This window comes from Phyllobacterium sp. MT110, from assembly GCF_058792715.1.
On record NZ_JBXAFE010000004.1, the window covers coordinates 154178 to 166842 of the forward strand.

13 protein-coding genes are annotated in these 12665 nt (G+C 61.2%); 5 read left to right on the forward strand and 8 right to left on the reverse strand.

The window, feature by feature from the left end:
• Positions 1-10: 10 nt before the first annotated feature.
• The 7 genes from ntrB to AC1Q5O_RS18595 all read right to left on the reverse strand — a co-directional run bounded on the left by ntrB (position 11) and on the right by AC1Q5O_RS18595 (position 7947).
• Positions 11-901, reverse strand: coding sequence for a nitrate ABC transporter permease (ntrB, locus tag AC1Q5O_RS18565; RefSeq protein WP_492564987.1), 891 nt, complete (start codon positions 899-901; stop codon positions 11-13).
• Positions 902-911: 10 nt separating this feature from the next.
• A complete protein-coding gene (locus tag AC1Q5O_RS18570; RefSeq protein ID WP_492564988.1) occupies positions 912-2210 on the reverse strand; it encodes a CmpA/NrtA family ABC transporter substrate-binding protein in 1299 nt (432 codons plus the stop codon).
• Between the two features lie 348 nt (positions 2211-2558).
• Positions 2559-3833, reverse strand: coding sequence for a CmpA/NrtA family ABC transporter substrate-binding protein (locus AC1Q5O_RS18575; RefSeq protein ID WP_492565294.1), 1275 nt, complete (start codon positions 3831-3833; stop codon positions 2559-2561).
• Between the two features lie 30 nt (positions 3834-3863).
• Positions 3864-4451, reverse strand: a complete 588-nt coding sequence (locus tag AC1Q5O_RS18580; RefSeq protein ID WP_403184719.1) for an ANTAR domain-containing response regulator — start codon at positions 4449-4451, stop codon at positions 3864-3866.
• A gap of 112 nt (positions 4452-4563) precedes the next feature.
• Positions 4564-5652 (reverse strand): M24 family metallopeptidase, encoded by a 1089-nt coding sequence (locus AC1Q5O_RS18585; protein WP_492564991.1) that lies wholly within the window; start codon positions 5650-5652, stop codon positions 4564-4566.
• 72 nt (positions 5653-5724) lie between these two features.
• Positions 5725-7314, reverse strand: coding sequence for an ABC transporter substrate-binding protein (locus AC1Q5O_RS18590; RefSeq protein WP_492564993.1), 1590 nt, complete (start codon positions 7312-7314; stop codon positions 5725-5727).
• A gap of 51 nt (positions 7315-7365) precedes the next feature.
• Complete coding sequence (locus AC1Q5O_RS18595) at positions 7366-7947, reverse strand: helix-turn-helix domain-containing protein (RefSeq protein ID WP_492564995.1); 582 nt, start codon at positions 7945-7947, stop codon at positions 7366-7368.
• A gap of 180 nt (positions 7948-8127) precedes the next feature.
• On the opposite strand from AC1Q5O_RS18595, the gene AC1Q5O_RS18600 reads away from it, so the two are divergent.
• From AC1Q5O_RS18600 to AC1Q5O_RS18620, 5 genes are read left to right on the forward strand one after another with little or no spacing between them, the layout of a single operon-like run.
• Complete coding sequence (locus AC1Q5O_RS18600) at positions 8128-9216, forward strand: ABC transporter permease (protein WP_492564997.1); 1089 nt, start codon at positions 8128-8130, stop codon at positions 9214-9216.
• Positions 9217-9225: 9 nt separating this feature from the next.
• Entirely contained in the window at positions 9226-10131 is a 906-nt protein-coding gene (locus AC1Q5O_RS18605; protein WP_492564999.1) for an ABC transporter permease, read from the forward strand.
• On the forward strand, positions 10128-10964 hold the full coding sequence (locus AC1Q5O_RS18610) for an ABC transporter ATP-binding protein (protein WP_492565002.1): 837 nt from the start codon (positions 10128-10130) through the stop codon (positions 10962-10964). Before AC1Q5O_RS18605 ends, AC1Q5O_RS18610 begins: the two co-directional genes overlap by 4 nt.
• Entirely contained in the window at positions 10961-11701 is a 741-nt protein-coding gene (locus tag AC1Q5O_RS18615) for an ABC transporter ATP-binding protein (RefSeq protein ID WP_492565003.1), read from the forward strand. Before AC1Q5O_RS18610 ends, AC1Q5O_RS18615 begins: the two co-directional genes overlap by 4 nt.
• Positions 11702-11724: 23 nt before the next feature.
• The gene (locus AC1Q5O_RS18620) at positions 11725-12225 is read left to right on the forward strand and encodes a GAF domain-containing protein (protein ID WP_472459785.1); all 501 of its coding nucleotides are present in this window, start codon (positions 11725-11727) and stop codon (positions 12223-12225) included.
• Positions 12226-12248: 23 nt separating this feature from the next.
• Here the strand turns inward: AC1Q5O_RS18620 and AC1Q5O_RS18625 are convergent, their stop codons facing one another.
• Positions 12249-12647 (reverse strand): RidA family protein, encoded by a 399-nt coding sequence (locus AC1Q5O_RS18625; RefSeq protein WP_105735124.1) that lies wholly within the window; start codon positions 12645-12647, stop codon positions 12249-12251.
• Positions 12648-12665: the final 18 nt, after the last annotated feature.

Consider the following 12665-nt stretch of genomic DNA (forward strand, 5'->3'; position numbering starts at 1 on the left):
GATGGCTTCCTCAAGCGCTTGCGGTGTTGCGGGTGACGGTCCGGGCGACGAAGGCGATGGCGCGGTCGAGCAGATAGCCGACAATGCCGACATAGATCAGGGCCAGGATGATGTCGCTGATGCGCGACGAGTTCCACGCATCCCAGATGAAGAACCCGATGCCGACGCCGCCGATCAGCATCTCGGCGGCCACGATGGCCAGCCACGACAGGCCGATGCCGATGCGCAGGCCCGTGAAGATATAGGGCGCGGCGGCGGGGATCATGATCTTGGTGAAATATTCGAACTGGTTGAGACGCAGCACCCGCGCGACATTCTGGTAGTCCTGCGGAATGTTCCTGATGCCGACGGCCGTGTTGATGATGATCGGCCAGATGGCCGTGATGAAAATCACGAAGATCGCCGAAGGATTGCCGTCTTTGAAAGCGGCCAGCGACAGGGGCAGCCAGGCGAGCGGCGGCACCGTGCGCAGCACCTGAAAGATCGGATCGAGCCCGCGCATCGCCCATTCGCTCTGCCCGACAAGAGTGCCGAGCGCAATGCCCGCCACAGCGGCGAGACAATAGCCCATGGCGACCCGCCGGAGGCTGGCGAGGATATGCCAGAACAGCCCCTGATCGACACCCTGTCCGGCATAGAACGGATGGATGATCAGCTCCCAGGTCTCCGAGACCACCCGTGAGGGCGGCGGCACGCTTGCCGTCGGCGAGGAACAGAGGATTTCCCACAGCACCAGCAGGAAGACCAGCGTGATGATGGGCGGTACCACATGTGCCGCCAGGGAGGTGAGCCATGGCGGCAGGCGGCGGGGTGAACCGGTCTTCGGCGGAAGGGCAAGTGTCATGATTTTGGCCACCGGAGGCTTTTCGGTCGGACGGATGGGAACGGGGCTGGCTGTCATGCCGGTTTCCTCACGCAAAACGTTTGATTTCAAGGCTGGCGAGATAGGTTTGCGGGGCGTCCGGATCGAACACCTTGCCATCGAAAAAGGTTTCCGGACCGCGTGATGTCGAAGCCGGAATATCGGCGGCGGCAACGCCGAGTTCCCTGGCGGCTTCACGCCAGATGTCCTCGCGGTTCACCTTGCCGACCAGCGCTGAAATATCGGTGTCCGGTGCAAATTTGCCCCAGCGGATATTCTCGGTCAGGAACCATTTTTCATGGCTCTGGAAGGGATAGGATGTGTGATCGCGCCAGAACTTCATCAGATGCGGGCTGGCTGCCTCGACGCGTCCCGAACCATAGTCATAGTCGCCCTTCAAGCGCCCGGCGATATCGGTTGCGGGCACATTGAACCACGCGCGCTTGCCGACCATGGCCGCCAGCTCATCCTTGTTGGCGAGATCATCAGCCCATTGCTGCGCCTCCATCACCGCCATCAGCAGGGCCTTGGTGGCATTGGGATTTTTCTCCACCCAGTCCGCCCGCATGGCGAAGGACTTTTCCGGATGCTTGGCCCAGATTTCTGCCGTGTTGACCGCGGTATAGCCGATGCCCTGATTGACGAGCTGCGCATTCCACGGTTCGCCGACACAGAAGCAGTCCATGGTGCCGACCTTCATGTTGGCGACCATCTGCGGCGGTGGAACCACGATGGTTTCCACGTCCTTGTCCGGGTCGATCCCGCCGGCGGCCAGCCAATAGCGGATCCACAGATCGTGCGTGCCGCCGGGGAAGGTCATCGCGGCCTTTGCCGCAGTGCCTTCCGCCTTCTTCCTGGCAAAGGCTTCCCTGAGGACACCTGAGTTGACCCCGGCTTTCAGACCGGCATAGGCCGAACCAACCGAAATACCCTGCGCATCCAGATTGAGGCGCGCGAGGATGACCATCGGCAGGGGCTGATTGTTCTGGGTGACCTTGCCGGCGCTGATGAGATACGGCATCGGCGTCAGGATATGCGCGCCGTCAATGCCGTTGCCCGCCGAGCCGAGCACCAGATTATCCCGCGTCGTGCCCCACGATGCCTGCTTGACCACCTCGACATCGGGCATGCCGTGTTTGGCAAACAGCCCCCTTTCCTTGGCAACGATCAGCGGCGACGCATCCGTCAGCGCAATGAAACCGAGCGTCGCCTTGGTGGTCTCGGGTCCGGCAGCAGCCGCATGGGCGCCGCCGGGAAGCGCAGCCTTTGCCGCCGCCAGCAGCGCCAGCGTGCCGCCTGCCTGCAAAAGCGTTCGTCTTGTCAAGCCTGTCGGCAAAATCACCTTCATCGCAATTCCCCTTCGCAGCGCTGCTTCTGGTGCAGCTTGAGCCATAAAAAAACGCCGCCGGATGAAGTGCATTCACCCGATCCGGTGAATGAACTCGCCCAAGCGACGTCTGTGTCTTTGAAAGCATCCGATGGCGATGCTCGCGGTTCCTGTCTTCGTTGACGGAACGGTTTTATAAAAGCAATAAGCGTGCCAACCGGAAGTTATATTTATAAGCTATTGTAATTAATATATATTTTTATAGTTCAGCTATTTTTCACCGACGGCAGTCGAAGAGCGGCGCAGGCGAAATGGGCAGAACGGCCACCAAACCCGCTCATTTATTGTGCAGAGCACAAATTCTACCCATCAGGTTTCGTCCCGGGTTGCAACGGGGTTTTCAAGATTGTGGACATTGAAGCCCTTGAGATAGGCGGGAATGTTCTGGGGATCGAAGACAGCCCCATCGATGAACCCGTCCTGGCGCTGTCCGCCCTCCACGCGCACATCTGCCGACGGTATGTCGGCGCGGGGTCCCAGCGCATGGCGGTAGAGATCGGGACGGAAGGCGGTCGCGACCTTTTCCTGCTTTTCCTTGGAGTGATCAACCTGCCCCCACCGCATCATCTGGCTGAATATCCATTGCGCCTGGCTGATCCACGGAAAATTCGCGCCATCGCGATGGAAGGTGAAGTAGTCGGAGACCGTCCGCTCGTGCCCGTCGGGATCGGTGGTGAACCTGCCCATGAGAACCCTGTGCAGGATGTCCTCCGGCGCATCGATATAACGCGGCTCGGCCAGAAGCTCGGCAAGTACGCGCCGATTGTCCGGCACATCGCACCATGCGGCGGCGCGATCCAGCGCGACGATCAGCCTCGCCAATGTTTCAGGATTGGTCTCCGCCCATTCCGGCCGCACGCCGATGACCTTCTCGGGACTGGACGGCCAGATATCCTCCTTGACCGCAACGATCCGTCCGACTTCGCGGGCGACGGCCACCATGTTCCACGGCGCACCCACGCAGAAGCCGTCAATGGCCCCCGCCGACAGGGCATCGGATGTCATGGGCGGCGGTACGACCACCAGTTTGACGTCGCGGTCCGGATGGATGCCGCCGGCCGCCAGCCAATAGCGCAGTTCATAATTGTGCGATGAAAACGGATAGGTCGTGCCAAGCACCGGCAATGGTTCGCCGCGAACCTTTATGTCGTCAATCACGCTCTTGAGGGCTTCGGCATTGGCAAGTGCGCCCTCGTCTCCGGCCAGATCCGCCAGCGCCTGCATGCGGCGATACAGCTTCACCGACAGGGTAATGGCATTGCCGCCCCGCCCGAGCGTGAACGGCGTGATGACCGCTGACGGATTGGAACCGAGCCCCAGGGCGGAGGCAACCGGCATCGGCGCCAGCATGTGCGCGATATCAAACTGCCGGAAAGCCAGCCGATCCCGGATATTAGCCCAGGACACGTCTTTCACAAGTTCAAGTTGAATGCCTTCGCGTGCGGCAAATCCGAATTCGGCCGCCGCGATGAGAACCGAAGCATCGACAAGCGGAATGAAGCCGGCGCGAACGACGGAGACGCCGTCACGGCGGACTGCTGCCGGCGCCGCGAGGCCGCCGCCCATACCCTGGCCATTGTCCATCCGGATAAAACTCACGGCCAACCTCTCTTTCTAGCTTCCGAGCATGGCTGCCGCCATGACGACGCTCTGCGCAATATCGGCGAGCTTCTTCTTCTCGTTCATGGCGGCCTGCCGCAGCAGCGCATAAGCCTCGTCTTCCGATATTGTGCGCGATTTCATCAAAATACCCTTGGCGCGCTCGACGACCTTGCGCTCTTCCAGGGCGCTTTTTGCCTCGGCCAGTTCCTGCTGCAGCCGGCTGAAAGCTTTGAAGCGGCTGACGGCCATGTCGAGAATGGGCTTGACGCGCTCCTTCTTCAGGCCGTCGACAACATAGGCGGACACACCGGCATCCACCGCCGCCTCGATCGACGCGGTATCGGAGCTGTCGACAAACATGGCGATCGGCTTGCGCACGGAACGGCTGAGTTGGAACAGATGCTCCAGCATGTCGCGATTGGGGGTTTCGATATCGATGACGATGACATCGGGCGCGATCCGCTCGATCTGCCGGGCAAGCCCGACGATGTCGTGCAAAACAACGACGCGATCATGGCCGGCCTCCCGCAATCCCTCTTCGATAATGGAAGCGCGGATACGGTTTTCGTCGAAGACCATGATCGATAGCGGTGTAGACATGCCTTAATTTTGCGCACGCCCTCAAATTGTGCAATGCTACATTAGCGCACATCAACAAAAGTAGTGCTGGCGGCCGCTTCGCACCCGAAACGGCCGCCTTCAGTGCAATGGATCAGGCCTTGAAGGCAGCCCGCGGCAGTTCGGACAGCACTTCCGCCCTGTTGCCGCGCATGATGACGATCTCCTCAAGGCGGACGCCGAATTTGCCGCTGAGGTAAATGCCCGGCTCGATCGAGAACACATGCCCGTCCTCGAGAATAGCCTCGGAAGTCGCGGTGATATAGGGCGGCTCGTGGATGTCGATGCCCATGCCATGGCCGGTGCGGTGCAGGAAATATTCACCGTAACCCGCCTGGGTGATGACATCGCGTGCCGCCTTGTCAACTTCCTTGGCGGCAACCCCCGGTTTGGCCGCAGCCAGCGCCGCCTTGACGGCGGCATCGAGAACCGCGTGCACCTTGTCGAAATCCGCGGGCGTTTCACCGCAGACGGCAACGCGGGTCATGTCGCTGGGATAGCCGTCACTGCGCCCGCCAATGTCGATCAGCACCGCTTCATTGGCCTTCAGCACGCGCTCGCCGGTGTGATGGTGCGGATATGCGCCATTTTCACCGAAACAGACGCTGGTGAATTCCGGCTTCGCATTGTTTGCCTTGTAGTAGTCCCGGACAACACCGGCAATCTCGAGCTCGGTCACGCCGGGCTTCAACGCGGCAAAAGCCGCACGCATCGCGCCGTCATTGATGAGCGCATTGGCCTTGAGCGCGGCATATTCCGCGTCGTCCTTGCGGGCGCGCAGATAGCCGACGGTGTCGTTGAGGAAGGTGCGCCTGGCACCCGGCAATGCATCGATTACCAGCAGGGCGAAATCCGCCCGCATCGTTTCATCGAGCGCGATCCTGATATCCTGTTTTGTCCCGACGACGTCTTTCAAAACAGCGGCCAGCGCCGCATCGGGACCCTCGCCATCCGTCCATGGGTAGAACGGCAGGTCGGTATGCTGGCGCGAGCTGTCGGCATTGAGCGCCGGCATCAGTATCCCGGCGTGATCCCTGCCGACAAACAGCATGACCGGCCGCTCGTCGCCATGGGGCGAGAGCCCGGCAAGCCAGACCATGTGCGAGGACGGACCGACGACGACAAGATCGGTTCCGGTTTCAGCCATGCGCTCCCGCAGGCGCGCCATCCGAAGTTCAGACATTTTACTATTCCCGTTGTTATGGATGCCGTGGCAAGGCCGCCCGACGATCCGGACGGCCTTTAAAGTTTCTGGTCAGTTCTTCTTCACGAGGCGGTAGAAGACGAAGTCCGATGTTGCACCGTTCACATAGCCCGAAACAGTCTTGGCGAGCGCAACCTGTGTGGCCGCCTGGAACATGACGATGATGGGTGATTTCGCCTGCACCTGCTTCTGCAGGTCGACATACATCTGATTGCGCTTGGACTGGTCCGCCTCAGCACGCGCCGCCTTCGTTTTAGCATTGAGTTCGGCAGGCACCGCCCAGCCATTGCGCCACGTGGTGGTCGACTGGTAATTGCCGTCCGAATTGTCCTCGTTGAAGGCAAATGCCTTGGCGTTCGAATCCGGGTCCATGAAATCCGGGCCCCAATAGAGCAGCATGGCTTCGTGGGTGCGGGCACGGTATTTGGTGATGACCTGGCTGCCCGTCCCCGGAATGATGTTGAAGTTGATCCCGGCTTCGGCAAAGCCCGCCTGCAGTGACTGCGCCATGTCGGTGAACGGCGTCGAGTTGATCACGTCGAGCGTGACCTTGATCGGGGTTTTCACGCCGGCGTCGGCAAGGATCTTCTTTGCCTTGGCCGGATCATAGGTGTAGGGCGTTTCATCCAGCGATCCGGGGAAACCCGCCGGCCAGAATGCCTGATGCACCTGCATCTGGCCCTTGAGGAACGAGTCCGTCATGCCCTTGTAGTTGACGAGGTAGCGCGCGGCCTCCCAGATGGCCGGATTGGTCAGCGCCTCGTCCTTCTGGTTCAGGCTGAGGAAATGCACGGCGGCCTGCGGATAGGTTTCCACATTGACCGTACCCTTGGTCGAAAGGCTGGCGACCTGATCCGGCGTCAGGTTCTTGGCAATGTCCACATCGCCGGATTCAAGCAGCAATTGCTGGGTCGCCGCTTCCGCCACGTGGCGGATGATGACCGACTTCATTGCCGGTGCGCCGCCGAAATAGTTGAGATTACCGGCAAGATTGATGATCTCGGCCGGGCGGAAAGCCTTCAGGACGAAGGGGCCTGTCCCGGCGGAATTCGCCTTGAGCCAGGCATTGCCCATGTCGCCATTGGCTTCGTGGCCCTGTACCGTCACGGCATCGATGATCGAGGCCGGGCGGGCGGCAAGAACGTTGAGCACAAAGGCGGACGAGAAATCGCCATCATATTTGACGACGATCTTATTGCCCGAAGCCGTGACCATCTTGTCATAGTTTGCCGGCGTCCAGCCCAGCTGCGCCAGGATGAATGCGGGTGCCTTGTTCAGCGCGATGACGCGCTTCCAGGAATAGACCACGTCTTCCGCACGCAGCGGGTTGCCGGATGTGAATTTCACCCCGTCCCGCAGGGTGAAGGTGATGGTCCTGGCGGCATCATCCGCCGTCCATGCTGTCGCCAGACCTGGCGCCAGCGTCTTCACATCGGGCGCATCATATTGCACCAGACGGTCATAGGTCTGCGTCACGTATTCACCCGATGTGAACTCATAGGCTTCGGCCGGATCGATGCTGACGATGTCATCGATATTCTGGGCCACGACAAGCGCATTGCCCGGCGTTGCCGCATGGGCAAGCGGTGCTGCCGGTACGATCATGGAAGCGGCCAGCAATGCCGCCTTGAACAGTTTCATTCTTCATTCTCCTCTGGATTGTTCTTGTTGTTGGTTTTTTTGTTGTAGGTTTCAGAGCCGGGGCCGGAACACGGGCAGTGTCCCAGTCCACAGAACCCGCGCCGTCTCGCCGGTGTCATTCCACCAGGCATGGGGCCGGTTGCCGCGAAAATGCAGGCTGTCGCCCGCCGAGATCACCACTTCCTCGTCATCGAGCCTGTGGGTGATGGCACCCTCCAGCACATAGAGGATTTCTTCGCCTTCGTGGCTGACCGTTTCGGAACGATAACCCGCTGGTATGTGCATGATGACGGACGAGAGGACGTTCCCGGCAAAATCCGCGGCGATCTGTTCGTAGACAATGGACGAACCGTCGACCGAAAACTTCTGCCGCTCGCCCTGGCGCGTCAGCGCATCTTCCGCCGTGGGCGTGGCAATGAAATAATCCACCCCGACGTCGAGGCTGCGTGCAATCTGTGCAAGCGTTCCCAGCGACGGTGTGGCATGATCGCGCTCGACCTGGCTGAGATAGCCGACCGAAATACCTGCAGCGTCGCAGATTTCCTGCAATGTCAGCTGCAGTTGCCGCCGGCGTGCCCGGATCATGGCCCCGACCTTGGGCTGTGGCGCAGCGTTGCGAAGTTCGGACGTCATGGGCGATTCCAATCCCAGTAAAATTTCTTTGATCTAAGCAAAAATTTTTGTATGGTCCAAGCAGAATCTTCGGCGAGGTCAGGGAAAGTGTCATCGCACCTGACTTTCAGACCGGGATCAACGGGAACAATCGACACACATGGGCCAACTCAATGGCCCGAAATGGGGAAGGCTCTGGGTTTGGCATTCGAATCCGAAACAGTGGCAGATATTGTCGCCAAGCCGGTCAGACGGCCGGGCTTGCACAGGAGCCGTGGCGCCCGCCTGCTGCTTGGGCTCGCCGGGTTCACCGTCTCCGTGCTCATCACCTTTCTCGGGCTTCTGGCAATCACCTTCTTTATCGGCCGCGTGGTTCCCATCGATCCGGTTCTGGCCGTCGTGGGCGACCGGGCGCCGCGTGCTGTCTATGAAGCAGCGCGGATACAGATGGGCCTCGACCAGCCGGCGCCCATCCAGTTCATCCGCTATGTCGGCTCGGTCCTGTCGGGCGACCTCGGCACATCCGTGTCCACAGGCAAACTCGTTCTCGACGACCTGAAGCGCGTGTTTCCCGCAACACTCGAAATGGCAACGCTCGGCATCATCATCGGTGTCCTGCTCGGCGTTCCCATGGGCGTCTATGCGGCGAGCCGCCGGGGCAGCCTCGTTGATCAGGTCATCCGGGTGATCGGGCTTTTGGGCTATGCCGTGCCTGCCTTCTGGCTCGGCCTTGTCGGCCTTGCCGTTTTCTATGCCCGCCTGAAATGGGTCGCGGGACCCGGTCGCCTCGACATCTTCTATGATGGCCTCGTCGACCCCGTCACCGGCATCGTGCTGATCGACAGCCTGCTTGCCGGTGAAACCGATATCTTCTTCAATGCTCTCTGGCATCTGGCCTTGCCCGCCTCCGTGCTCGGCTTCTTCAGCCTTGCCTATATCGCGCGCATGACGCGCTCCTTCATGCTCGACCAGCTGTCGCAGGAATATGTGACGACAGCGCGCGTCAAGGGCGTGTCGGAGCGGCTGGTCATCTGGCGCCATGCCTTCCGTCCCATTCTGGTTCCGCTGATCACCGTGATCGGCCTTTCCTATGCGGGCCTGCTGGAGGGCTCGGTGATGATCGAGACGATCTTCTCCTGGCCGGGCATCGGCAATTACCTGACGGTGGCGCTGCTCAATGCCGACATGTCCGCCGTTCTCGGTGCCACGCTGGTGATCGGCGCGGTGTTCATCGGCATCAACAAGATTTCCGACGTGCTCTACCGCGTCCTCGATCCCCGTGCGCGTTAGGAGTTCCTGATGGCAAACGTCCACAGCTGGCTGATCGATGACAGCCCCGCCTCCCGCCTGCAGGCCCGGCTCGGCCGCCTCTACCGCATATGCGGCGCCCTGTCGCGCAATCCGCTGGCAGCCGTCGGCGCGATCATCATTCTGGTGCTGATCCTCACGGCGATCTTCGCACCGCTGATCGCCACCCATGATCCGCTGAAGCAGGATCTGGCGCAGCGCCTGCTGCCGCCCGGCAGCGGCAACTGGATGGGCACCGACGAGCTGGGGCGGGATATCTGGTCCCGCGTCGTCTACGGCGCGCGCATCACGCTGGTCATTGTCGTGCTGGTCGCGGTGCTGGCCGCGCCCGCCGGGCTGATCATCGGCGCCATCGCCGGATATTTCGGCGGATGGATTGACCGCGTCCTCATGGGTGTCACCGATATTTTCCTGTCCATGCCGAAACTCATCCTGGCGCTCGCCCTCGTCGCGGCATTGGGGCCCGGCATCGAGAACGCCATCATCGCCATCGCCATCACCTCATGGCCCGGCTACGCCCGCATCGCCCGGGCGGAAACACTCACCTTCAAGAATGCGGAGTTCATTGCCGCCATCCGCCTGCAGGGCGCATCGTCGCTGCGGGTCATTCTCGGCCACGTGCTGCCGCTGTGCACCTCCTCGATGATCGTGCGCGTCACGCTCGACATGGCCGGCATCATCCTGACCGCCGCCGGTCTCGGCTTCATCGGCCTCGGGGCGCAGCCGCCGCTGCCCGAATGGGGCGCCATGATTGCGCGCGGCCGCTCGTTCATCCTCGACCAGTGGTGGGTCGCCACCATGCCGGGCTTTGCCATCATCATCGTCAGCCTCGGCTTCTGCTTTCTCGGCGACGGCCTGCGTGATGTCCTTGATCCCAAGAGTGGAGAACAGCGGTGAGTACGCCCCTGCTTGAGATTGAAAACCTGCGTGTCTCCTTCCCCACGCATAAGGGCATGATCGACGTGGTGCGCGGTGTCTCCTTCACGCTTGGCCGCGAACGGCTGGGCATTGTCGGCGAAAGCGGCTCGGGCAAATCGATGACCGGGCGCGCCATCCTCAAACTCATCCGCGCACCGGGAACGATCCATGCGGACACGTTCCGTTTCGACGGTATCGACCTGCTCAAACAGACAGAGAAGGCGATGCGCCGCATCCGTGGCGCCCGCATTTCCATGGTCATGCAGGATCCGAAATTCTCGCTCAACCCCGTCATGACCGTGGGCGAACAGATTGCCGAAGCGCTGCAAACCCACCAGCGTTTGCCCCGCCGGGAAACCCGGCAGCGCGTGCTCACCATGCTCGAAGCGGTGCGCATCGATGATCCTGAACGTGTCGCCAGCCTCTACCCGCACGAGATATCCGGCGGCATGGGCCAGCGGGTGATGATCGCCATGATGCTCATCCCCGAGCCCGATCTGCTGATTGCCGACGAGCCGACCTCAGCGCTCGACGTTTCGGTGCAGGCACAGGTTCTCGATATCATCGACGAGCAGGTCAGGCGCAAAGGCATGGGCCTGATCTTCATCAGCCATGACCTCAACCTCGTCTCCAGCTATTGCGACCGCATACTGGTGATGAACACCGGCGAGATCGTCGAGGAATGCCAGGCGGGCGAATTGCGCAACGCCGTGCATCCCTACACGCGCGGGCTGATTGCCGCCATTCCGCGGCTCGATGAAACGCGTGACGAGCTGCCTGTTCTCGACCGCAGCGCATGGGTGGCCAAATGACCGCGCTTTCCCTGAAACATCTCGACATCTCCTATGGCGAGACGCAGATCACCCACGGCATCACCCTCGATATCGCGGAGGGCGAGAGCTTCGCGCTGGTTGGTGAAAGCGGCTCCGGCAAATCGACGGTGCTGAAGGCCGTTGCCGGTCTCGCACCGCAATGGACCGGCTCGATCACCGCTTTCGGCCGGCCGCGCACGCACGGTATCGACCAGCATTTCGCCCGGCATTGCCAGATGGTGTTCCAGGACCCTTACGGCTCGCTGCATCCGCGCAAGACCATCGATGCCATCCTGAGCGAACCGCTGGCCATCCACGGCATCGGCAATCAGAACGGCCGGGTCGAGGATATGCTGGTTGCGGTCGGTCTCGACCGCAAATTCCGCTTCCGCTATCCCCATCAATTGTCCGGCGGCCAGCGTCAGCGCGTCGCCATCGCCCGCGCCCTGATGCTTGAACCCAAGCTCCTGCTTTTGGACGAGCCGACCTCGGCGCTTGATGTCTCGGTGCAGGCTGAGATTCTCAACCTTCTGAAGCGCCTGCGCCGCGAACAGAACCTCACCTTCCTCATGGTGACCCACAACCTGCCCGTCGTGTCGTTTCTCTGCGACCGTCTGGCGGTGATGCGCCACGGGCGGATCGTCGAGATCGCCGCTGTGGCCGACCTCAAGCGCGGTGCGCTCCAGGAAACCTATTCGCGTGAACTGATGGATATCAGCGTCGCGCATGCCGGTTGAACAATGACCCCAAGGAAATGAAAATGACACAGGATGAAGTAGCAACGGCTTTGGCCGAATTTGACGCGGCCATTGCCGCGGGCACCCATGCCGAAGCGCCGTGGCAGGCATTGCAGACGCTGTCGCAAAAGATCATCGGCGCCAAGCTGTTCACCATCATGACCGTCGACATGAAGAACGAGCTGGCCCGCCGTGAATACACCTCCGACGCCGAGAGCTATCCGGTGTCCGGCACCAAGCCGATCCATTACGACCGCTGGTTCGACACCGTGCACAAGGACAGGCAGTCCTTCGTTGCCAACACCATCGCCGATATCGCGACGGTGTTTTCCGACCATGAAACGATCTGGGCGCTCGGCTGCGGCTCGGTCATCAACATTCCCGTGGTGATTGCGGGCGAGTTGCTCGGCACGGTCAATTGCCTCGATGTCGAGCACCACTACACGCCGGAGCGGGTCGAGCGCTCCAAACTGCTGGCCATTCCGGCCAAGCTGGCGTTTCTGGCGGCCAGCAAAGCCGCCTAGCCAGTGCGCACCTGCCCGTGCAATCAGCGGGCAGGAATGACGGCTGTCGCCTCGATTTCAACCAAGGCGCGATCTTCCAGGAGGGCCACGACCTGTACCAGGGTCATCGCCGGATAGTGCCGGCCGAAAACGCGGCGATAGGCTTCGCCCAGCCGTTTCTGTTCGGCGACGTAGACCTTCTTGTCGGTGATGAACCAGGTCAGCCGCACGAGATCGGTTGTCTCGGCACCCGCGCTTTCCAGCACGTCGACAATGTTGCGCATGGCCTGCTCGGCCTGCCCGACGAAATCATCGGTCTCGAATGTCTGGTCCTTGGTCCAGCCGATCTGGCCGCCGACAAAGATGACCTTCCCCTCGGCTGCCATGCCGTTGGAGTATCCCTTTGCCGCCGGCCAGCCCTGCGGGTGTATGATCTCTGCCATTCGAGTTTCCTGCCTGAT

Bases quoted from the DNA above. Each gene is read 5' to 3' on its own strand.
- AC1Q5O_RS18585 (WP_492564991.1), bottom strand. From the start codon at position 5,652: ATGTCTGAACTTCGGATGGCGCGCCTGCGGGAGCGCATGGCTGAAACC.
- AC1Q5O_RS18625 (WP_105735124.1), bottom strand. From the start codon at position 12,647: ATGGCAGAGATCATACACCCGCAGGGCTGGCCGGCGGCAAAGGGATAC.
- AC1Q5O_RS18615 (WP_492565003.1), top strand. From the start codon at position 10,961: ATGACCGCGCTTTCCCTGAAACATCTCGACATCTCCTATGGCGAGACG.
- ntrB (WP_492564987.1), bottom strand. From the start codon at position 901: ATGACAGCCAGCCCCGTTCCCATCCGTCCGACCGAAAAGCCTCCGGTG.
- AC1Q5O_RS18620 (WP_472459785.1), top strand. From the start codon at position 11,725: ATGACACAGGATGAAGTAGCAACGGCTTTGGCCGAATTTGACGCGGCC.
- AC1Q5O_RS18575 (WP_492565294.1), bottom strand. From the start codon at position 3,833: ATGGACAATGGCCAGGGTATGGGCGGCGGCCTCGCGGCGCCGGCAGCA.
- AC1Q5O_RS18570 (WP_492564988.1), bottom strand. From the start codon at position 2,210: ATGAAGGTGATTTTGCCGACAGGCTTGACAAGACGAACGCTTTTGCAG.
- AC1Q5O_RS18580 (WP_403184719.1), bottom strand. From the start codon at position 4,451: ATGTCTACACCGCTATCGATCATGGTCTTCGACGAAAACCGTATCCGC.
- AC1Q5O_RS18590 (WP_492564993.1), bottom strand. From the start codon at position 7,314: ATGAAACTGTTCAAGGCGGCATTGCTGGCCGCTTCCATGATCGTACCG.
- AC1Q5O_RS18605 (WP_492564999.1), top strand. From the start codon at position 9,226: ATGGCAAACGTCCACAGCTGGCTGATCGATGACAGCCCCGCCTCCCGC.
- AC1Q5O_RS18595 (WP_492564995.1), bottom strand. From the start codon at position 7,947: ATGACGTCCGAACTTCGCAACGCTGCGCCACAGCCCAAGGTCGGGGCC.